The sequence below is a fragment of the Pseudomonas sp. GM60 genome, from assembly GCF_000282415.1.
In the GTDB taxonomy this organism is placed as follows: Bacteria; Pseudomonadota; Gammaproteobacteria; order Pseudomonadales; family Pseudomonadaceae; genus Aquipseudomonas; species Aquipseudomonas migulae.
The window spans coordinates 34,846-55,359 of the sequence record NZ_AKJI01000078.1 but is presented as its reverse complement, the minus strand read 5'-3'; the positions used below and the strand labels follow the sequence as shown (position 1 = coordinate 55,359).

Genomic DNA, 20,514 nt, shown 5'->3' with positions numbered 1-20,514 from the left:
ATCAGGTCAGCCATCAAAGCTGACCCAGCACCGGCGTGCTCACGCGCACATCGGCATTTTGCCCGCGGTGACGCAACAGGTGATCCATCAGCACGATGGCCATCATCGCTTCGGCAATCGGCGTGGCACGGATGCCGACGCACGGGTCGTGACGGCCCTTGGTGATGACCTCCACCGGGTTGCCATTGATGTCGATGGAACGGCCCGGCGTGGTGATGCTCGACGTCGGTTTCAACGCCAAATGCGCCACGATTGGCTGGCCGGAGGAAATGCCGCCGAGGATGCCGCCAGCGTTGTTGCTGAGGAATCCTTCCGGGGTCATTTCATCGCGATGCTCGGTGCCGCGCTGGGAAACACTGGCGAAACCGGCGCCGATTTCCACGCCTTTGACCGCGTTGATGCTCATCAGCGCGTGGGCCAGTTCGGCGTCGAGACGGTCGAAGATCGGCTCGCCGAGGCCTGGCATCACGCCTTCGGCGACGACGGTGATCTTCGCGCCAACCGAATCCTGGTCGCGGCGCAACTGGTCCATATAGGCTTCCAGTTCTGGCACCTTGTCCGGATCAGGGCTGAAAAAGGCGTTTTCTTCCACCGAATCCCAGGTCTTGAACGGGATTTCGATCGGGCCGAGCTGGCTCATGTAACCGCGAATGACGATGCCCTGGGTGGCCAGGTATTTCTTGGCAATCGCGCCAGCCGCCACACGCATGGCGGTTTCCCGCGCCGAGCTGCGGCCGCCACCGCGGTAATCGCGTTCGCCGTACTTGTGGTGATAGGTGTAGTCGGCGTGGGCCGGGCGGAACAGGTCCTTGATTGCCGAGTAATCCTTGGACTTCTGGTCGGTGTTGCGGATCAACAGGCCGATAGAGCAGCCCGTGGTGCGACCTTCGAAAATGCCGGAGAGGATTTCGACTTCGTCGGCTTCCTGGCGTTGGGTGGTGTGGCGGCTGGTGCCGGGTTTGCGGCGATCGAGGTCGCGCTGCAAATCTTCCAGGGAAATTTCCAGCCCCGGCGGGCAGCCGTCGACAATGGCGACCAACGCCGGACCATGGCTTTCGCCCGCGGTGGTGACAGTGAACAGCTTGCCGTAGGTATTGCCGGACATGCAGGACGCTCCGTGAAATGAACCTGAATACGTAATGCGCGCCAGTATACGCAGGCTACCCAACTAGTTCATCCTCGAACCTTATGGGTGCCTGCGAGTCCAACCGGCATCTTGTTCATGATGGCGTGATGATGCTGCGAGTTTTAGCCTTGAGCCTTACCTTGTTTACCGGCTTTGTACAGGCCACCGTCCTGCAACGGCCGATCACATTGGATACCGGCACCGGGGAGCTTTTCGGCTCGTTGTTGCTGCCAAAATCCGACAAACCCGTACCGGTTGTCCTGATCATTTCCGGCTCCGGTCCTACAGACCGTGACGGCAATAACCCAGACGGTGGACGCAACGACAGCCTCAAGCGCCTCGCCTGGGTGCTGGCCAAACACAACATTGCCAGCGTGCGTTACGACAAACGCGGCGTGGCGGCGAGCCTCGCGGCGACCCCGGACGAACGCAATCTGACGGTGGAAGCCTATGTGGCCGACGCCGAGGCCTGGGGCCACAAGCTCAAAAGCGATCCGCGCTTTGGCCAGTTGATTCTGCTGGGCCACAGCGAAGGCGCATTGATCGCCAGCCTCGCGGCGCCGAGCGTCGATGCCGCCGGGGTGATTTCCCTGTCCGGCAGCGCACGGCCGATCGATCAGGTGCTGCGTCAGCAACTGAGCAATCGCTTGCCTCCTCCGCTGATGCTGCGCAGCAATGAACTGCTCGACAGCCTCAAGGCCGGCCGCACCGATGACAACGTACCGCCGCAACTTCAGGTGATATTCCGCCCGAGCGTGCAGCCGTACCTGATCTCACTGTTCCGCCAGGACCCCGCCGCCGCATTCGCCAAACTGAAAATGCCGGCACTGATCATTCAAGGCAGCAACGACATCCAGGTCGGTGTCGGCGACGCCAGGTTGTTGCAGGCCGCCAAACCGGACGCCGAACTGGCGTTGATCGAGGGCATGAACCACGTCATGCGCATCGTGCCCAACGACGTCAAACGGCAATTGGCCTCTTACAAAGATCCGCAATTGCCGCTGGCAGCCGAGCTGGGCGCGCGAATCCTCGGGTTTATTGACGGACTTCGCTCCAGTTGAGCGCTTTTTTAAGCGCTTTTTCCCTCCAGTCCTGAAAAAAACGGCCGATAAGCCTTTGTCGCCAGCGTTATGACTGGCGACAAGCTGAGCTTGGACAGGATCTCGCCGTTATGACTGATACCCCGACTTCACCCGACACCACCGCTGAAAAAGACGCACCGCCAGCGGTCGAGCTGCCGTGGGCGGACGTCCACGTCGAGCACCACAAGATGCTCCGCCTGGCGCCGTTGCAGACCGACCGCAACACCGGCGGGCGGCCACTGCGCTTTGTCGAATTCGGTTATGCCGAACGCAACGACAAGAAACACAGTCTGTTGCGCATGACCATTTCCCTGCCCGGCCAGCGCGTGCGCAAGGAACAGAACCACCTCGACGTGTGGGTCGACCACACCACAAAACGCGTGCATTTCGGGCCGGACAGCGGTTTGCAGATCGAACCGATGAACCGTGGCATCGGCCGCTACATGGCAGCACAGGGCATTACCTGGGCGAAAAAGCGCTGGCCCGGCTACACCGTCGACGGCACCGACCTGAACAACAAGGACGCGCTGAACGAAGACACGCGCCTGCGCCGTGATCGCTTTTTGAAAGCGCATGGTTTTGAGGTGGCGTACGCCGACGCCCAGCATTTGAAGGGCAGCGTCAAAGAGGTGCAGGTCGGCGACCTGTTGGCCGACTGGAACACCGAGAAGCTGCAGCAGGTGGAAATTCTCGAAGCGGCGCAGATGCTGCAGCAGGCCGAGCAGAACCTGGCCGAGCAGGAAGTGAAGCTGAAGAAACACGAAGAAAAGGTCAGCAAGTACAAACGCGAAGACGCGGGGCTGCGGTTCACCATTACGTGCCTGGTGGCGTTTGCGGTGTTTCAGGCGGGGTTGTTGATCTGGATTGCCACACACCGTTGAAGGCTGCCCACTCCCTGTAGGAGCGAGCCTGCTCGCGATGGACTTAAGGGCGACGCGTGTTTCCAGCAAACACGCGTCATCGTTAACGACCATCGCGAGCAGGCTCGCTCCTACAGGGGATAGCGTCCTCAGGTCAGACGCGTGAAGCGAACAACGCCTGATGCTCCCGGCACTGCTGCGCCGTCAACATGAACACGCCATGCCCGCCGCGCTCGAAATCGAGCCAGGCAAAGTCGACTTCCGGGTACAACGCGTCAACGTGAACCTGGCTGTTGCCCACTTCGACAATCAGCAAACCCTTCTCGGTCAGATGATCCGCCGCTTCGGCGAGCATCCGTCGTACCAGGTTCAAGCCATCGTCGCCACAGGCCAGGCCCAGCTCGGGTTCATGCTGATATTCCTGCGGCATGTCGGCGAAATCTTCCGCATCGACGTAAGGCGGGTTCGACACGATCAGGTCGAAACGCTGGCCCGGCAAGCCATCGAAACCATCGCCCTGCACGGTGTAGACCCGCTCATCGACACCATGGCGCTCGATATTCTGGTTGGCCACTTCCAGCGCTTCGAACGACAGATCCGCCAACACGACTTCGGCGTCCTGGAATTCATAGGCGCAGGCAATACCGATGCAACCGGAACCGGTGCACAGGTCAAGAATCCGCGCAGGCGCGGCGCCCAGCCACGGTGCGAAACCCTTTTCAATCAGCTCACCGATCGGCGAACGCGGAATCAATACACGCTCATCGACGATGAACGACATGCCGCAGAACCATGCTTCACCCAACAGGTAAGCGGTGGGAATGCGTTCTTCGATGCGCCGCTTGAGCAAACGCTGCAGCTTGACCAGCTCATCGTCTTCCAGATTGCAGTCGAGGTAGCTGTCAGCAATTTCCCACGGCAAGTGCAAGGCACCCAACACCAGTTGACGGGCTTCGTCCCAGGCGTTGTCGGTCCCATGGCCGAAAAACAGATCCTCCCCATGGAAGCGGCTGACGGCCCAACGGATATGGTCACGCAGGGTACGAAGTCGGGAAGTGATCACGGGGTAAACTCCAGAAAAAACGACTGGCGATTCTAACAGCCAAAACGCGTTACGACGACGCAGGAAAAACACCGGCTCAGATGTAGGACATATCCATTTTTATCGCTGGCTATTGAACAAAACGAGGATATTGACAAGGCTGCAGGCCAGTAACGACGGCGCCTACGATGGTAGCGATTCACAGAAGCGCTCAGCCAGAGGACAATGTCGCAAAAGCCCCACTCCAAGGAGCCCCAGAATGTCCGTTCCAAAAACGATGTTTCAACTCAGCGGTCGCGGTTATGCCGCCGCCAATCTGAGCCATGCGACCCTTGTCATCATCGATGCCCAGAAAGAATACCTCAGCGGCCCCCTGGCCCTGGTCGGCATGGATGCTGCCGTCGCGAACATCAAGCAGCTGGTGAGCGCTGCCCGCGCAGCCGGCCGTCCTATCGTGCATGTGCGCCACCTTGGCACCGTCGGCGGGCTGTTCGATCCGCAAGGCGAGCGCGGTGAATTCATCCCGGGCCTCGAACCACAGAGCGACGAAACCATCATCGGCAAGTTGCTGCCGAGTGCGTTTCACGGCACCGAACTGCTGGACCGCCTGCAAAATCTCGGCTCCCTGGACCTGATCGTATGCGGTTTCATGAGTCACTCCAGCGTCAGCACCACCGTGCGCGCCGCGAAAAACCTGGGCTTTCGCTGCACCCTCGTTGAAGACGCCTGTGCAACGCGCGATTTGCCCTACAAGGGTGGCGTGTTGAGCGCTGACCACGTTCAACAGACCGAAATGGCGATCATGGCGGACAACTTCGCCACCCTCGCCCTGACCCACGATCTGATCTGATCGACGCTTGATGAGCGGCTCATGTCGCCGCTCATCCGCAAAAGCCTCTCGTTCGCTGTAAATGTCATAGCCTCAGGAACATCCCGGTCAACTCCCGGTCGAAGGGCCGATACCCATTGAGGAAGGTCGGAATGAAGTTATCCGATGGTTTTGACGCACGCCGCTTGCGGCCCAAAGGCCAAAGCAACTGGCGTTTTCGATTCGGCGCAGCCTTTGCTGCCTTGCTGGCAACGTGCGGTGTGTTGCTGGCGATGGCCGGCGCCGCCAGCCTGCTGGGCCACCCGCCGGCACTCGGCGAGCTGAATGCCAGCCCGCTGGGCTCGGCAATCATTCTGGCGGTCGGTCTGTTCCTGCTCTACCTGGGCGTTTGGCTGTGGCGGCGTTGCCGTCGCCGTGCGCGCCAGTCGCAAGAGCTGAACATGTCCCCGCATCTGATGAAAAAACACGACTGAATTGACGGCCTGACGTTTACCGGGCCCCAATTGTTATCGGTCGTGTCTCGACTTGGGTAAACTGGCCGCCCTTCGCGGAGGCTGATATGCAAGACAACGATTTTTCCCTGTTCAAAAGCGCGATCCAAGGCGTCAAGCCGATCAAGCACGATCGCGCCGAAACCGGCAAACCCAAGGCTGACCGCGCGCAGATCGCCAAGCTGCGTCAAGCCGCCACCGTGCGCACCGATGCCACCACCGTTGACGGCCTGTCCGATCAGTTCGTGATCGACGTCGGCCCGGAAGACGAGCTGATGTGGGCGCGCGACGGCGTGCAGGAAAGCCAGATGCGCAAGCTCAAGATCGGGCAAATCCCCTTCGAAGGCAGCCTCGACCTGCACGGCATGAGTGTGGAAAAGGCCCGGGAAACCCTCTGGGCGTTCCTGGCGGAAGCAACCAAATTCGAAATCCGCTGCGTGCGCGTCACCCACGGCAAAGCTGTGCGCCTGGACGGCAAGCGGCCGATGATCAAAAGCCACGTCAACACCTGGCTGCGCCAGCATTCACAGGTACTTGGCTTCACCTCGTGCCAGGCGAAACATGGTGGTGCCGGAGCGGTTTATGTGATGCTCAAACGCACCATGATGGAAGGTCGCGACGAGTAAAGCTGTTGCGCCGCGCTTGCAGCGTCGTATCCGCCACACCGATCTGGCTACTGACTGACCACTCAGCGCAGGCATACCGACTTGCAATGATATGGGAGCTCCCGTAATACTTCGCAGATGGAATTTAAAGAAAGACTCAAAACAGCCCGCCAACACGCCAAGCTCAATCAGACCGAGCTTGCCGAGCGCGCGGGGCTGACTCAAACCTCAATCTCCGACCTCGAGCGCGGGAAATCGAAAGCGACAGCCTTTGTTGCCCAGATTGCTTCAGTGTGTGGCGTTTCACCGATGTGGCTGGCTGAAGGTGTCGGCGACATGCTTAAAGGGGTCTCCCCCCCTCCAGACATTTCAATGTCAGACATCCAGCCTTGGGACGACAGCACCCCTCTGGATGACGATGAGGTTTATGTCCCCTTCCTGCGTGAAGTTGAGCTGGCGGCGGGTTCAGGCCGTTTCGTGATCGCAGAAAACGACAGCGCCAGGCTGCGTTTCTTCAAAAAAGACCTGCGTCACAATAACGTGCAGTTCAACAACGCCAGGTGCGTGCGGGTGAGCGGGAACAGCATGTTCCCGGTACTGCGCGACGGCGCCACCGTCGGCATGAACATTGGCAAGAATTCGCTGGGCGACATCGTGGACGGCGACATGTACGCGATCAACCACAACGGCCAGCTCCGTGTGAAACAAGTCTACCGACTGCCCAGCGGGATCCGGCTACGCAGCTTCAACCGTGACGAGCATCCGGACGAGGACTACACCTTCGCCGAGATCCAGGAGCAGCAGATTGCGATCCTGGGTCATGTCTTTTGGTGGGCAATGTATTCGCGGTGAACCGAGTTGCGGTGATTCGTGAACGTCCAGTGCCATGACGTGCAATACAACAAACCGACGCATATCCAAGAGGAGCCCGCCAAGCGCGGGCTTTTTTTTTTGCACCTGAAATACAGGTGCAGAATAAAATATGGGAATACCCGTTTACACGAAATATGGGAACGCCTATATTCGTATTCAAGCCAACGGGAAATCGATCGGAAGCTGCCAACTATCACTTCTGCCCATTCATTGAGTGGGCAGTGGGATGTAGGCCTGCATCAAACGCAAGGCTCACCAGAGCAAAAAGCGACATCAATGGACTGAGGTAAAAACCATGACTGTAGACATCAGCAACTTCACCATCGCTACCCCGCTTCCAATCTCCGACACCAACCCGATTGCGCTTGAGCTCATCGGCTGGCGCGCACTGGTCGAATGCCCCGACGTCATCTCAATGCTTGAAGATGGTTCGCTGCAGATGACGGCGCCGACGCTTGGAGCGTCCAGCAAGAGCACGCTACGAACTCGCTGTGAGTGGAAGGAGCCAGGTTACTGGCTGTTCTCCAGCGCAGCGGACCACTGGAACCGCCAGGAAATGCGACTGACCAAAGTCAACTCGCTGCAGAAAGTCGTGATTGGCCAAATTCATGTGAAGGGTTCAGAACGACCTCCGGTAAAGGTGTTCTGGAACAAAGGAAAAATCACCATGGGGTTCCGGTCAAGCTACCTCCAGGACGATCCGGTCAACTCGACGGTGTTGGAGAACGTACCACTCGGTGCACTTTTCAAAATAAACATTCACGCCAACTCGAGCGGCGCCGTTTCTGTATCGGCCAGCTGTAACGGCGTCAAATCCACTTCCGCGATCATGCGCCTCGACAACACCTGGGACACGAAAACGCTTGCCTTTCACGGAGGCGTGTACAACCAGATCGATTACTCCGACACCACCGACCCGCTAGACGGTTCCGTCTGCATCATCAGCGATCTGTCGATCACTCACGCCTGATAGACCTGCCCGGCCTGATGAGCAAAACAGGTTTCAGGGGAACATCACTGCTGCAGCCTGGCGACAGGCTGTAGCGGGATGCGGATAAAATCCGGCAGGCCTGCGCGACCGACAAACACTTGCAGGCCGCAACGACCGATTTTGGGCTTCGCGCCCGCTGGCAATACAACTGCCGTCACACATACGCTACCATGTGCCTCATGTCGGGGATGAACCCTGCGTTTTATTGCCACTCGGCTCGGTCGTAGCGTTCAGATGTTGCTATCGACCACGCCCGACGAATCAACTCCGGCATCGACCAGAGTGAACGGGCCGTTTGAAACGAGCTCGATTGGTACAACATTGGTACAGACAGAAACAGTACCCCTCTGAAACCCTTATGGAATCAGCCCCTGTGACACTGGAACAGAATTACACCGCGATTCTCGGCCAATTGGGCGAGGACGTCTCCCGCGAGGGCCTGCTCGACACGCCAAAACGTGCCGCCAAAGCCATGCAGTACCTCTGCCGCGGTTATGAACAGACACTGGAAGAAGTCACCAACGGTGCCTTGTTCAGCTCCGACAACAGCGAAATGGTGCTGGTGAAAGACATCGAGCTCTACTCGTTGTGCGAACACCACCTGCTGCCGTTCATCGGCAAGGCGCACGTCGCTTACATCCCGAGCGGCAAAGTGCTGGGCCTGTCGAAAGTCGCGCGGATCGTCGATATGTACGCCCGCCGCCTGCAGATCCAGGAAAACCTCAGCCGCCAGATCGCCGATGCGGTCCAGCAGGTCACCGGCGCCTTGGGCGTTGCTGTGGTGATCGAGGCCAAGCACATGTGCATGATGATGCGCGGTGTGGAAAAGCAGAATTCGTCGATGATCACCTCGGTGATGCTGGGTGAGTTCCGCGAAAACGCTGCCACTCGCAGCGAGTTTCTCAGCCTGATCAAGTAATTCGCAGCAACGAAGAAAACCGGCATTCATCGCCGGTTTTTTTTCGTCTGCGAAAAATCAGGTAAGCTGCGCGCCTTCTTTCGCCCCGTGAGGCTTGTACCGTGTTCGTTAAAGCGCTTCGTGTCGGCCTCGGCCAACTGATCATCTTCATCGACTTCATCACCCGTCCCGGCAAGAAGCAGCGCCCTGCCGCCGCCCAGGCTCAGGTTGAAGCGGCTGCCAAGGACCTGACGCTGTATCAGTTCCACGCCTGCCCGTTCTGCGTGAAAACCCGCCGCACCCTGCGCCGCCTGAACGTGCCGGTGGCGTTGCGTGATGCGAAGAACAACGAGCAGGATCGTCAGGCTCTGCTGGAGCAAGGCGGCAAGATCAAGGTCCCGTGCCTGCGCATTGAAGAGAATGGCCAGACCACCTGGATGTATGAGTCCAAGGTGATCATTGATTATCTGGACAAGCGCTTCGCGGCGGCGTGAGGTTTGTGGTGTGGCTGACGGCCTCTTCGCGGGCAAGCCTCGCTCCTACAGGTTATGCATCTTCTGTAGGAGCGAGGCTTGCCCGCGAAGGCGTCGGATCAACCACCACAAATCTCAAACAAAAAAAAACCGGCCCATGAGCCGGTTTTTTTATCTCTGCGATCAGGCCGCTTCCGCTGCCTGCGCCTGTCGCACCACCGCCGCCAATCGCTTCAACCCTTCATCCAGCCGCGCCGGATCGATGTGGCTGAAGTTCAGCCGTAAATGCCCCGGGTGATTGTCCGGCTCCGGAAAAAACGGCTCACCCGGCATGAACGCCACATCCGCCGCCAGTGCCGGCTTGAGCAACGTGCGCGTGTCCAGCGGTTGTTTCAGCGTCAACCAGAAAAACAGCCCGCCCTGCGGCACGTTCCACTCTGCCAAATCAGAAAAATGCGTTTCCAGTGCCGACTGAAACGCATCCCGACGCACCCGGTAAAAGTCCCGCAGCTCACTCAGGTGCTGCTGGAATTTCTCGGTGCCGATCCATTGCAGCGCTTGCCACTGGCCGACGCGGTTGGTGTGCAGATCGGCGGACTGCTTGAGCTTCAGCAAATGCGGAAACAGGTCCGGACTGGCGATCAGGTAGCCGACTCGCAGTCCCGGCAACAGGGTTTTCGACACGGTGCCGGTGTAGATCCAGCTGGTCTTTTTCAAGCGACTGACGATTGGCCTGGCACTGCCGCCATCAAACGTCAGCTCGCGATACGGCTCGTCTTCGATCAGGGTGACGCCGAACTCATCCAGCAACGCGGCGACCGCATCGCGCTTGGCCTCGCTGTAGCGCACCGCCGACGGGTTCTGGAACGTCGGGATCAGGTAGATGAACGCAGGCTGGTGTTTTTCCAGACGCGTGCGCAGCTCAAGCAGATTAGGGCCATCGGCTTCCAGCGGCACGGTGATGCAATCAGCGCCAAACAGTTGAAAGATCTGCAACGCCGCCAGGTATGTCGGCGCTTCGAGCAGGATCTCGGTGCCTTTGTCGATGTAGAGCTTGGCCGCCAGATCGAGGGTTTGCTGCGAGCCGCTGACCACCAATACCTGACTCGACTCACAGGGCACGCCCAACGCTCGCGCCTCGGCCGCCAGCGCCTCGCGCAACGCCGGCTCCCCTTCGCTCATGCCGTATTGGCCGATGGACAGCGGCATGTCGGCCCATTCGACGGTCGGCAGCATGACTTCGGCCGGCAAGCCACCGGCGAACGACATCACTTGCGGGCGCTGGGCGGCGGCGAGGATTTCACGAATCAAAGAACTTTTAAGGCGCGAGACACGTTCGGAAAAAGCCATGGGAGGTCACCGGTAGCGAGGCCTGAGGAAAATGAGTCAAACTGGTTGACCGAAATTACGACAACCCGAACGGATACGTCAACATGCTTGACCTTAAAAATCCCGCCTCCCAGCAACAGGCCATGGAAGCGTTTTTCTTCGGCTACCAGGCGTTCACCGCCAAGGCCGACGAAATGCTCGAGCGTCGCGGCTTGAGCCGGGTGCATCAACGCATCGTGTTTTTCATCGCCCGTTATCCGAACCTGAGCGTCAAGGAGTTGCTGGCATTGCTCGGCGTGAGCAAGCAAGCACTGAACATTCCACTGCGCCAGTTAGTGGAAATGCACCTGGTGGACAGCGTTGCGTCCGAGACCGACAAGCGTAAGCGGTTGCTGGAACTGACCGTGGAAGGGGCGCGGTTTGAGCAGTCGTTACGGCGTGAGCAGGTGAAACTGCTGGAGCGGGTGTTTGCCGAGGCTGGGGAGACGGCGGTGAATGGGTGGTTGGCGGTGAATCTGGCGCTTGGGGAGAACCAGCAAAAAATCTGAATCCTGGAAACCGCCTTCGCGGGCAAGTCGGATCGCCGCACCGCTCGCTCCTACAGGATATGCGCCGCTTTTGTAGGAGCGAGGCTTGCCCGCGAAGGCGTCCTTTCTGGCGATATATCCCTATTGCCAAACTTTTCGTCTACAAAATCAAAAACATTATTTGCATTATTTGTATACAAAAGCATAATCCACTGCGTGCGAGTTCCTGACCAAGCGGTCAACAAATTCGCGAATGCCTCAAAGGGCCGCTGCCACCCTCATGGGTCCGGCCCTGGAAATAACAATAAAACTCTTGAGGAGTACTCGCTGTGGAAAGCCGCAAATCCGAAGCCCCGTCGCTGGAACTCTCGCCGCCATTACGCAATGGCTGGCTGGAACGCATCTTCAAACTCAGCTTGCATGGCACCACGGTGAAGACCGAGTTGATTGCCGGTCTGACAACCTTCATCACCATGGCTTACATCATCTTCGTCAACCCCAACATCATGGCCGACGCCGGGATCGATCACGGCGCGGCATTCGTTGCAACGTGCATCGCGGCTGCACTGGGTTGTCTGTTGATGGGCCTGTACGCCAACTGGCCGGTCGGCCTCGCGCCGGGCATGGGCCTCAACGCCTTCTTCACCTACACCGTGGTCGGCACCATGGGCTACAACTGGGAAACCGCACTCGGTGCAGTGTTCGTGTCCGGTGTGTTGTTCATGATCCTGACCTTCTCCAAGATCCGCGAATGGCTGCTCAACAGCATTCCGGTGAGCCTGCGCTTTGCGATGGGCGCCGGCGTAGGTCTGTTCCTCGGCCTGATCGGCTTGAAAACCGCCGGTATCGTTGTCGATAGCCCGGCAACGCTGATCAAGCTCGGCTCGCTGCGTGAACCCGGCCCGCTGCTCGCCGCGATCTGCTTCCTGATGATCGCCGTGCTCAGTTACCACAAGGTGTTCGGTGCGATTCTCATCAGCATCATCACCGTGACGCTGGCCGGCTGGGGTCTGGGCCTGGTGCATTACGAAGGGATCATGTCGGCACCGCCGAGCCTGGCACCGACCTGGATGGCCATGAACGTCGCCGGCGTATTCAACGTCAGCATGATCAGCGTAGTGCTGGCCTTCCTCTTCGTGCACATGTTCGACACCGCCGGCACTTTGATGGGCGTCGCCCAGCGCGCCAACCTGGTGAACGCGGACGGCCGCATCGAAAACCTCTCTCGCGCCATGAAAGCCGACAGTGCCTCCAGCGTATTCGGTGCCGTGGTGGGTGTTCCTCCGGTAACAAGCTACGTGGAAAGTGCCGCGGGTGTAGCCGCTGGTGGTCGGACTGGTCTTACCGCTGTTACCGTAGGTGTGTTATTTATTGCAGCCATGTTTTTCGCACCGCTGGCTGGCATGATCCCCGCTTATGCAACAGCCGGTGCGCTGATTTACGTGGCGATGCTGATGATGGGCGGCATGGCGCACATCGAATGGGACGAAGCGACCGACAGCATTCCGGCGATCGTCACCGCGATCATGATGCCGCTGACCTTCTCGGTCGCCGACGGTATTGCGCTGGGCTTCATCACCTATGTGGCGTTGAAAGCCGGCACCGGTAAATACAAGGAAATTTCCGTGAGCCTGTGGGTGCTCTGCGCGATCTTCATCGCCAAGTTCATCTTCTTGTAAACACAGGTACTCGCTTGAAAACAGCCTCACCCCGTCGGGTGAGGCTTTTGTGCAAATGGAGGAAAGTGATGAGTCTGGAAACCTGGCTGCTGTTCAGCGGCGCTGCGCTGGTGGTGATCCTGATCCCGGGGCCACTGTCGTTGCTGATGATCAGCAACAGTTTGAATTACGGTTTGCGTCGTTCTTACCCGGCGTTTTTGGGTGGCGTGATTGCGTCGATCTGCTTGCTCAGCGCTTCCGCGTTGGGATTGGGGGCGTTGTTGCTGGCTTCGGAACAGCTGTTCAGCGCATTGAAAATCGTCGGTGCGCTGTACCTGTTCTACCTCGCCTGGCAGAGCTGGCAGCAATCGCGCCAGCCATCGGTCGGCGCTGAAGTGCCCCAGGCTGCGCCAGTGCCACGTTTCCGTGCCCTGTTCGGGCGCGCATTTGTGCTGGGTGCGAGCAATCCGAAAGACATCCTGTTCTTCGCCGCGTTCCTGCCGCAGTTCTTGAGCGCCGGGCAACCGTTCCTGCCGCAGTTGCTGGTGATGATTGCCACGTGGACGGTGTTGGATCTGCTGTGCAAATTGGCTTACGGGTTAGGCGCCCATGGTGCGGCGCGGTATCTGCGCAGTGGCAAGGGGCAGAGCTGGTTTAACCGCGTGAGTGCCGGACTGTTTAGCGGTGCCGGCGCAGCGTCGCTGTTGAGCCGTTAAAAGCATCGCCGGCAAGCCGGCTCCTACAAGGATTTGCGCAGTCCTTGTAGGAGCCGGCTTGCCGGCGATAGCGTCAGAACAGGCACCACATTCCTGAAGGCGAAAAAAAGCCCGCAGTGTGAGCGGGCGAAAGACCAAAGAAGCTATATGCGCAGTCGCTTCTCGGAGGCGACAGCTGCTTGGGGGATCAGCTGCCGCGGTACGTGGAATAGCTATAAGGCGAAATCAGCAGCGGCACATGGTAGTGATCCTGTTCCGCAGAGATGCCAAACCGCAGCACCACCACATCCAGGAACGCAGGCTCCGGCAGCTGAACGCCACGGGCGCGGTAGTAATCGCCCGCATGAAACTGCACCTGATAGACCCCGGTGCGGTAGTCATCGCCCTGCAGCAGCGGTGCATCGACGCGGCCGTCGCTGTTGGTGATTGCACTGGCGACCAATTCCAGCTGCGAGCCTTCAACGCGGTACAACTCGACCTTGATCGAGCTGCCCGGGCAACCGTGTGCAGCGTCCAAAACGTGTGTAGTCAAACGTCCCATTGATTCTGCGCGCCTGCCTGCGTAGAGCAGTCAGACCTCGCGCCTCCCGAAGTCAGTTGAAAAGGAGACCGCACCGATTCGGAGCACGAAAAGCTGCGGCGAGCGACTGATTAAGACACTTTTCATAAAAATTGTACACAATAAAAACGACATTTTTGCAGCCAGCACCGCCATTCAAGGATTCGCAGTCAATCTGACGCCAAACCATGCGAGCAGCGGACCTTCTATCCATTAGCTGACCAACTGGGCAGGTTTCTTGCAGTAGCACTCCAAGATGACAGCAGATGAAAAATGCGAAAATTCAGGCTTACAAAGTGGATATAAAGTTGTATACAATCAGCCCATCGCTGTGACGCCAGCCTGTCATCCCATCGCCAGGCCGCCACACAACCTGTCAACGAATAAGAAGGAAGACTGCAGTGAGCGCTGACTACCCACGCGACCTGATCGGTTACGGCAGTAACCCTCCTCACCCACACTGGCCGGGCAATGCGCGCATCGCCCTGTCTTTCGTGCTCAATTACGAAGAAGGCGGCGAGCGCAACATCCTGCACGGCGATAAAGAGTCCGAAGCCTTCCTTTCGGAAATGGTCTCGGCGCAGCCGCTGCAAGGCGCGCGCAACATGAGCATGGAATCCCTTTACGAGTATGGCAGCCGCGCCGGCGTCTGGCGGATTCTGAAACTGTTCAAGGAATTCGACATTCCGCTGACCATCTTCGCCGTGGCCATGGCCGCCCAGCGCCACCCGGACGTGATCCGCGCGATGGTCGATGCCGGTCACGAGATCTGCAGCCACGGCTATCGCTGGATCGACTACCAGTACATGGACGAAGCGCAGGAACGCGAGCACATGCTCGAAGCGATCCGCGTCCTCACCGAAATCACCGGCGAACGCCCGTTGGGCTGGTACACCGGCCGCACCGGCCCGAACACCCGCCGGCTGGTGATGGAAGAAGGCGGCTTTCTCTACGACTGCGACACCTACGACGACGACCTGCCCTACTGGGAACCGAACAACCCGACCGGCAAGCCGCACCTGGTGATCCCGTACACCCTGGACACCAACGACATGCGCTTCACCCAGGTCCAGGGCTTCAACAAGGGCGACGACTTTTTTGAATACCTGAAAGACGCTTTCGATGTGCTGTACGCCGAAGGTGCCGAAGCGCCGAAAATGCTCTCGATCGGTCTGCACTGCCGGCTGATCGGCCGTCCGGCGCGTCTGGCTTCGCTCAAGCGCTTTATCGAATACGCTAAAAGTCATGAACAGGTGTGGTTCAGCCGCCGCGTCGACATCGCTCGCCACTGGCACGAAACCCACCCGTACCAAGGGGCTGCCCAATGAGCACCTTTCAAACCCTGAAACCCTCGACCCTGAGCCGCGACGCGTTCGTCGCCGCTTTCGCCGACATCTACGAACATTCGCCATGGGTGGCCGAAAAGGCCTTCGACCTGGGCCAGGACGCTTCGATCGACGAGATCGAAACCCTGCACCAGCGCATGAGCGACATCCTGTTGAGCGCTGATCACGAAAGCCAGTTGGCCCTGATCAACGCTCACCCGGACCTGGCCGGCAAAGCCGCCGTCCAGGGCCAGTTGACCGAAGCCAGCACCAATGAACAGGCTGGCGCCGGTATTCACCAATGCACGGCCGAAGAGTTTTCTCGCTTCACCGAGCTGAACGACGCTTATAAAGCCAAGTTCAAGTTTCCCTTCATCATGGCGGTAAAAGGCAGCAACCGGCATCAGATCCTCGCGGCGTTCGAAACGCGCATTCACAACCCGGCAGATACCGAGTTCAAGTGCGCGCTGGCGGAGATCAACAAGATCGCCCTGTTCCGATTACTGACCCTATAGCGAGCCTTGCCCGAGCGACATTGGACGCAAACATCGCCCAGGGCACTGCAAGCATCCCAAGCCAACTTATTAAAGGCAGACAAGAAGAATGAAAGCTTACGCCGTACCTTTCGAGAAGTTCGTCAACCTGGCCGACGCCCGCCTGGGCACCAAAATCATTTCGGTCACCGATGACTGGTTCGCAGACGCCAACCGTCTGTTCCAACCGACCCCGGCCGTGTGGAAGGAGGGCGTGTTCGATGACAACGGCAAGTGGATGGACGGCTGGGAATCGCGCCGCAAACGCTTCGAAGGCTACGACAGCGCGGTCATCCGCCTGGGCGTGCCGGGTTCGATCAAAGGCGTGGACATCGACACTTCATTCTTCACCGGCAACTTCCCGCCATCGGCCTCGCTGGAAGCCTGCTTCCTCGCGTCTGGCGAGCCGGACGACAACACCCAGTGGACTGAAGTGCTGTCGGCCGTCGAGCTGCAAGGCAACAGCCACCACTACCACGAAATCAGCAACGACCAGGCCTTCAGCCACCTGCGCTTCAACATCTACCCGGATGGCGGCGTGGCCCGTCTGCGTGTCTACGGCATTCCGTTCCGCGACTGGTCCGCTGTCGGCGACAATGAACAAGTGGACCTGGCCGCCGCCCTGAACGGTGGCCGCGCCCTCGCCTGCTCCGACGAACACTTCGGCCGCATGAGCAACATCCTCAACCCGGGCCGTGGCATCAACATGGGCGACGGCTGGGAAACCGCACGTCGTCGCACGCCGGGCAATGACTGGGTGATCGTCGCGCTGGGTCATGCCGGCGAGATCGAAAAAGTCGTCGTCGACACCCTGCACTTCAAGGGCAACTATCCGGACACCTGCTCGATCCAGGGCGCCTTTGTGAAGGGCGGTACCGACAGCCAGATCGAAACCCAATCACTGTTCTGGCGCGAACTGTTGCCGGCGCAGAAACTGGAAATGCACGCCGAACACACCTTCGCCGAACAGATCAAGGCACTGGGCCCGATCACCCACATCCGCCTGAACGTGTTCCCGGATGGCGGTGTGAGCCGCCTGCGTGTCCTGGGCAAGGTCGCTAAATAAGCGCTGAACCCAATCGCCAGCAGGCTGGCTCCCACAGGGGAATGCATTCCAAATGTGGGAGCGAGCCTGCTCGCGATGGCGATAGATCTAACAACATTGAATTCGGATAAGAAGACCAGCATGCGCACATTGACGATTGAACCGCTGACCAAAGAAGCCTTCGCCCCTTTCGGTGACGTGATCGAAACCGACGGCAGCGATCACTTCATGATCAACAACGGTTCGACCATGCGCTTCCATAAACTGGCGACGGTGGAAACCGCCACGCCAGAAGACAAGGCGATCATCAGCATTTTCCGCGCCGACGCGCAGGACATGCCGCTGACCGTCAGCATGCTGGAGCGTCACCCGCTGGGCAGCCAGGCTTTCATTCCGCTGCTCGGCAACCCCTTTCTGATCGTGGTCGCGCCACTTGGCGATGAACCTGTATCAGGCTTGGTCCGCGCCTTCGTCACCAACGGCAGGCAGGGCATTAATTACCATCGCGGCGTCTGGCACCACCCGGTGCTGACGATCGAAAAGCGGGATGACTTCCTGGTGGTTGATCGCAGTGGCACAGGCAATAACTGCGATGAGCATTTTTTCAAAGAGGATGAGCGTTTGATCCTCGCCCCCCACCAATAAGAGAAGGTCTGATCACTCGACAACAGAGTGACAGGCGAGAGGTAAAGACTGTGGAAGCACATCTGTTGGAATGGCTGAACCTGAGCGTGCGCTGGGTTCACATGATTACTGGCGTGGCCTGGATCGGTGCGTCGTTCTATTTCGTCTGGCTGGAAAACAACCTCAATCGGGTCAACCCGAAAAGTGGTCTGGCCGGTGATTTGTGGGCGATCCACGGCGGCGGTATCTATCACCTGGAAAAATACAAACTGGCTCCACCGACCATGCCGGACAACCTGCACTGGTTCAAGTGGGAAGCCTACTTCACCTGGATGTCGGGGATCGCGCTGCTGTGCGTGGTGTTCTACTCCAACCCGACGCTGTACCTGCTGGCACCGGGCAGCAGCCTGACCGGCCCTGAAGGGGTCGCACTGGGCATCGCTTCTTTGTTCGTTGGCTGGTTCGTCTACTCCTTCCTCTGCGACTCGGCCCTGGGCAAACGCCCTGCCCTGCTCGGCTTCATCCTGTTCGTGCTGATCATTGGCGCGGCCTACGGCTTCAGCAAAGTGTTCAGCGGTCGTGGTGCGTACCTGCACGTCGGCGCGATCATCGGCACCATCATGGTCGGCAACGTGTTCCGCATCATCATGCCGGCGCAGCGCGCACTGGTAGCGGCGATTGCCGAGAACCGCACGCCCGATCCGGCACTGCCGGCCAAAGGCCTGCTGCGTTCGCGTCACAACAACTACTTCACCTTGCCGGTGCTGTTCATCATGATCAGCAACCACTTCCCGAGCACTTATGGCAGCCAGTACAACTGGCTGATCCTGGCCGGGATCGCGGTGCTGGCGGTGTTGGTGCGTCACTACTTCAACACCCGTCATGACAGCCACAAGTTTGCCTGGACCCTGCCCGTCGCAGCCGTGGGCATGATCTGCCTGGCTTACGTGACTGGCCCGGCGCAGATGCCAAGCGCACCTGAAGTGGCCAAGGCACCTGGCACCATCGAGTACCAGCCGCTGCCGGAAACCGCCCTCGGCGGTGGTGCCAAACCTGCCGCCGCGAAACCGGCTGAAGCACCGGTCCAGGCGGCAAACGCCGGCCCGGGTTTCGACAAAGTGCACAGCGTGATCCAGGAACGTTGCGCGGTATGCCACTCGGCCAAGCCGACCAGCCCGTTGTTCAGCGCAGCACCGGCCGGCGTGATGTTCGATACCCCCGAGCAGATCCGCCAGAACGCGGCGCGGATCCAGGCTCAAGCCGTCACCAGCCAGATCATGCCACTGGGCAACATCACCCAGATGACCCAGCAGGAACGTGACCTGATCGGCGCGTGGATTGTTCAGGGAGCCCCGACCAATTAACCGTTGAAAAGCTTCGCGGGCAAGCCTCGCTCCTACAGGTTTTGCGTCGTTCACAAATGATGCAAATCGCCCCAGAACCTGTAGGAGCGAGGCTTGCCCGCGAATGGCCGCAACGCGGTCTTCCCTGATGCACAAAATCACAAGAATAAAAAAGATCCGAGGTGTTGCATGTCCGAGCTATCCCAAGCGCGCATCCCCGACGCACCCGCCATTCAGCGTTTGCCCCTTTTGCAACTGATTCTGGTCGGTCTGCAACATGTTTTGCTGATGTACGGCGGAGCCATCGCGGTGCCGCTGATCATCGGACAGGCCGCTGGCCTGAGTCGTGAAGAAATCGCCTTCCTGATCAACGCTGACCTGCTGGTGGCCGGCATCGCCACCATCGTCCAGTCGCTGGGCATCGGCCCGATGGGCATTCGCATGCCAGTGATGATGGGCGCCAGCTTCGCCGCCGTCGGCAGCATGGTCGCCATGGCCGGCATGCCCGGTATCGGCCTGCAAGGAATCTTCGGCGCGACCATCGCCGCCGGGTTCTTCGGCATGCTCATCGCACCGTTCATGTCCAAAGTCGTTCGGTTCTTCCCGCCGCTGGTGACCGGCACGGTCATCACCTCGATCGGTTTGTCGCTGTTCCCCGTCGCCGTCAATTGGGCGGGCGGTGGTGCCGGCGCCGCTCAATTCGGTTCACCGATTTACCTGGCAATCGCCGCACTGGTGCTGGCCACCATTCTGTTGGTCCATCGTTTCATGCGCGGTTTCTGGGTCAACATTTCCGTGCTGATCGGCATGTGCCTCGGTTACGTGATCTGCGGGTTGATCGGCATGGTCGACCTCAGCGGCATGGCCCAGGCGCCTTGGCTGCAATTCGTCACCCCACTGCACTTCGGCATGCCGAAGTTTGAACTCGCGCCGATTCTTTCGATGTGCTTGGTCGTGGTGATCATCTTCGTCGAGTCCACCGGGATGTTCCTCGCGCTGGGCAAAATCACTGGCCAGGAAGTCTGCCCACGGATGCTGCGTCGCGGCTTGCTGTGCGATGCCGGTGCGTCGTTCTTCGCCGGTTTCTTCAACACCTTCACCCACTCCTCTTTCGCGCAGAACATCGGCCTGGTGCAGATGACCGGCGTGCGCTGCCGCTCGGTGACCATCGTTGCCGGCGGGTTGCTGATCGTGTTGAGCCTGCTGCCGAAAGCCGCGTTCCTGGTCGCCTCGATTCCGCCCGCCGTGCTTGGCGGTGCAGCGATTGCGATGTTCGGCATGGTCGCCGCCACCGGGATCAAGATTCTCCAGGAAGCCGACATCGGTGACCGTCGCAACCAATTGCTGGTGGCGGTGAGCATCGGCATGGGCCTGATTCCGGTGGTACGTCCGGAGTTCTTCGCCCACCTGCCGTTGTGGATGAGCCCGATCACCCACAGCGGCATCGCCATGGCAACGTTGAGTGCTTTGGCGCTGAACCTGCTGTTCAACATCCTCGGCGGCAAGGAACGCGCCGCGATCAACGACTGCCACGCCCACTAAGACAGAAACGCACAACCCCCTATAGGAGCGAGCCTGCTCGCGA

General features: G+C 59.3%; 22 protein-coding genes and 1 pseudogene. 19 read left to right on the top strand and 4 right to left on the bottom strand.

Annotated elements, in window-relative coordinates; translation table 11 throughout:
* Window positions 1-13: 13 nt before the first annotated feature.
* Window positions 14-1,105 (bottom strand): chorismate synthase, encoded by a 1,092-nt coding sequence (aroC, locus tag PMI32_RS09695; protein ID WP_008031492.1) that lies wholly within the window; start codon window positions 1,103-1,105, stop codon window positions 14-16.
* A gap of 83 nt (window positions 1,106-1,188) precedes the next feature.
* Here aroC and PMI32_RS09700 point away from each other — a divergent pair, with 83 nt between their 5' ends.
* On the top strand, window positions 1,189-2,187 hold the full coding sequence (locus tag PMI32_RS09700; protein WP_008031490.1) for an alpha/beta hydrolase: 999 nt from the start codon (window positions 1,189-1,191) through the stop codon (window positions 2,185-2,187).
* A 110-nt stretch (window positions 2,188-2,297) separates the two neighbouring features.
* Window positions 2,298-3,089: a hypothetical protein gene (locus PMI32_RS09705; protein ID WP_008031488.1), complete on the top strand. Its 792-nt coding sequence runs from the start codon at window positions 2,298-2,300 to the stop codon at window positions 3,087-3,089.
* A 133-nt stretch (window positions 3,090-3,222) separates the two neighbouring features.
* Here the strand turns inward: PMI32_RS09705 and prmB are convergent, their stop codons facing one another.
* Window positions 3,223-4,131: a 50S ribosomal protein L3 N(5)-glutamine methyltransferase gene (gene prmB, locus PMI32_RS09710; protein WP_008031486.1), complete on the bottom strand. Its 909-nt coding sequence runs from the start codon at window positions 4,129-4,131 to the stop codon at window positions 3,223-3,225.
* A 238-nt stretch (window positions 4,132-4,369) separates the two neighbouring features.
* Here prmB and PMI32_RS09715 point away from each other — a divergent pair, with 238 nt between their 5' ends.
* The 8 genes and pseudogenes from PMI32_RS09715 to PMI32_RS09745 all read left to right on the top strand — a co-directional run bounded on the left by PMI32_RS09715 (window position 4,370) and on the right by PMI32_RS09745 (window position 9,291).
* Entirely contained in the window at window positions 4,370-4,960 is a 591-nt protein-coding gene (locus PMI32_RS09715; RefSeq protein ID WP_008031485.1) for a cysteine hydrolase family protein, read from the top strand.
* A gap of 131 nt (window positions 4,961-5,091) precedes the next feature.
* The gene (locus PMI32_RS09720; RefSeq protein ID WP_008031483.1) at window positions 5,092-5,412 is read left to right on the top strand and encodes a hypothetical protein; all 321 of its coding nucleotides are present in this window, start codon (window positions 5,092-5,094) and stop codon (window positions 5,410-5,412) included.
* An 86-nt stretch (window positions 5,413-5,498) separates the two neighbouring features.
* Window positions 5,499-6,056 carry a Smr/MutS family protein gene (locus tag PMI32_RS09725; RefSeq protein WP_008031481.1) on the top strand — a complete coding sequence of 186 codons (558 nt, stop codon included), beginning with the start codon at window positions 5,499-5,501 and terminating at the stop codon, window positions 6,054-6,056.
* 117 nt (window positions 6,057-6,173) lie between these two features.
* On the top strand, window positions 6,174-6,887 hold the full coding sequence (locus PMI32_RS09730; RefSeq protein WP_008031477.1) for an XRE family transcriptional regulator: 714 nt from the start codon (window positions 6,174-6,176) through the stop codon (window positions 6,885-6,887).
* A 316-nt stretch (window positions 6,888-7,203) separates the two neighbouring features.
* Complete coding sequence (locus PMI32_RS09735; protein WP_008031474.1) at window positions 7,204-7,878, top strand: polysaccharide lyase family 7 protein; 675 nt, start codon at window positions 7,204-7,206, stop codon at window positions 7,876-7,878.
* Window positions 7,879-8,021: 143 nt separating this feature from the next.
* Window positions 8,022-8,198 (top strand): annotated as a pseudogene (locus PMI32_RS31125) (site-specific integrase); the annotation flags it as partial.
* A 74-nt stretch (window positions 8,199-8,272) separates the two neighbouring features.
* On the top strand, window positions 8,273-8,818 hold the full coding sequence (gene folE / locus PMI32_RS09740; RefSeq protein ID WP_010456659.1) for a GTP cyclohydrolase I FolE: 546 nt from the start codon (window positions 8,273-8,275) through the stop codon (window positions 8,816-8,818).
* A 101-nt stretch (window positions 8,819-8,919) separates the two neighbouring features.
* Window positions 8,920-9,291: a glutathione S-transferase N-terminal domain-containing protein gene (locus tag PMI32_RS09745; RefSeq protein ID WP_008031468.1), complete on the top strand. Its 372-nt coding sequence runs from the start codon at window positions 8,920-8,922 to the stop codon at window positions 9,289-9,291.
* A 162-nt stretch (window positions 9,292-9,453) separates the two neighbouring features.
* Here the strand turns inward: PMI32_RS09745 and PMI32_RS09750 are convergent, their stop codons facing one another.
* A complete protein-coding gene (locus PMI32_RS09750) occupies window positions 9,454-10,620 on the bottom strand; it encodes an aminotransferase-like domain-containing protein (protein ID WP_008031466.1) in 1,167 nt (388 codons plus the stop codon).
* Window positions 10,621-10,703: 83 nt separating this feature from the next.
* On the opposite strand from PMI32_RS09750, the gene PMI32_RS09755 reads away from it, so the two are divergent.
* From PMI32_RS09755 to PMI32_RS09765, 3 genes are all read left to right on the top strand, one after another.
* Window positions 10,704-11,147, top strand: coding sequence for a MarR family winged helix-turn-helix transcriptional regulator (locus tag PMI32_RS09755; RefSeq protein WP_008031465.1), 444 nt, complete (start codon window positions 10,704-10,706; stop codon window positions 11,145-11,147).
* A 308-nt stretch (window positions 11,148-11,455) separates the two neighbouring features.
* The gene (locus PMI32_RS09760; RefSeq protein ID WP_008031464.1) at window positions 11,456-12,805 is read left to right on the top strand and encodes an NCS2 family permease; all 1,350 of its coding nucleotides are present in this window, start codon (window positions 11,456-11,458) and stop codon (window positions 12,803-12,805) included.
* 68 nt (window positions 12,806-12,873) lie between these two features.
* Window positions 12,874-13,500: a LysE family translocator gene (locus tag PMI32_RS09765; protein WP_008031463.1), complete on the top strand. Its 627-nt coding sequence runs from the start codon at window positions 12,874-12,876 to the stop codon at window positions 13,498-13,500.
* Window positions 13,501-13,687: 187 nt separating this feature from the next.
* On the opposite strand, the gene uraH is transcribed toward PMI32_RS09765, so the two are convergent.
* A complete protein-coding gene (gene uraH / locus PMI32_RS09770) occupies window positions 13,688-14,041 on the bottom strand; it encodes a hydroxyisourate hydrolase (protein WP_008031462.1) in 354 nt (117 codons plus the stop codon).
* A 419-nt stretch (window positions 14,042-14,460) separates the two neighbouring features.
* On the opposite strand from uraH, the gene puuE reads away from it, so the two are divergent.
* From puuE to PMI32_RS09800, 6 genes are all read left to right on the top strand, one after another.
* Window positions 14,461-15,387 carry an allantoinase PuuE gene (gene puuE / locus PMI32_RS09775; protein ID WP_008031461.1) on the top strand — a complete coding sequence of 309 codons (927 nt, stop codon included), beginning with the start codon at window positions 14,461-14,463 and terminating at the stop codon, window positions 15,385-15,387.
* On the top strand, window positions 15,384-15,899 hold the full coding sequence (uraD, locus tag PMI32_RS09780) for a 2-oxo-4-hydroxy-4-carboxy-5-ureidoimidazoline decarboxylase (RefSeq protein WP_008031460.1): 516 nt from the start codon (window positions 15,384-15,386) through the stop codon (window positions 15,897-15,899). Before puuE ends, uraD begins: the two co-directional genes overlap by 4 nt.
* An 88-nt stretch (window positions 15,900-15,987) precedes the next feature.
* Window positions 15,988-16,983: an allantoicase gene (gene alc, locus PMI32_RS09785; protein WP_008031459.1), complete on the top strand. Its 996-nt coding sequence runs from the start codon at window positions 15,988-15,990 to the stop codon at window positions 16,981-16,983.
* Between the two features lie 120 nt (window positions 16,984-17,103).
* Window positions 17,104-17,607, top strand: coding sequence for an ureidoglycolate lyase (locus PMI32_RS09790; RefSeq protein ID WP_007988150.1), 504 nt, complete (start codon window positions 17,104-17,106; stop codon window positions 17,605-17,607).
* A 50-nt stretch (window positions 17,608-17,657) separates the two neighbouring features.
* A complete protein-coding gene (locus PMI32_RS09795; protein WP_008031457.1) occupies window positions 17,658-18,950 on the top strand; it encodes a urate hydroxylase PuuD in 1,293 nt (430 codons plus the stop codon).
* 168 nt (window positions 18,951-19,118) lie between these two features.
* A complete protein-coding gene (locus PMI32_RS09800) occupies window positions 19,119-20,471 on the top strand; it encodes a nucleobase:cation symporter-2 family protein (RefSeq protein WP_008031456.1) in 1,353 nt (450 codons plus the stop codon).
* The last annotated feature ends 43 nt before the right edge of the window (window positions 20,472-20,514 follow it).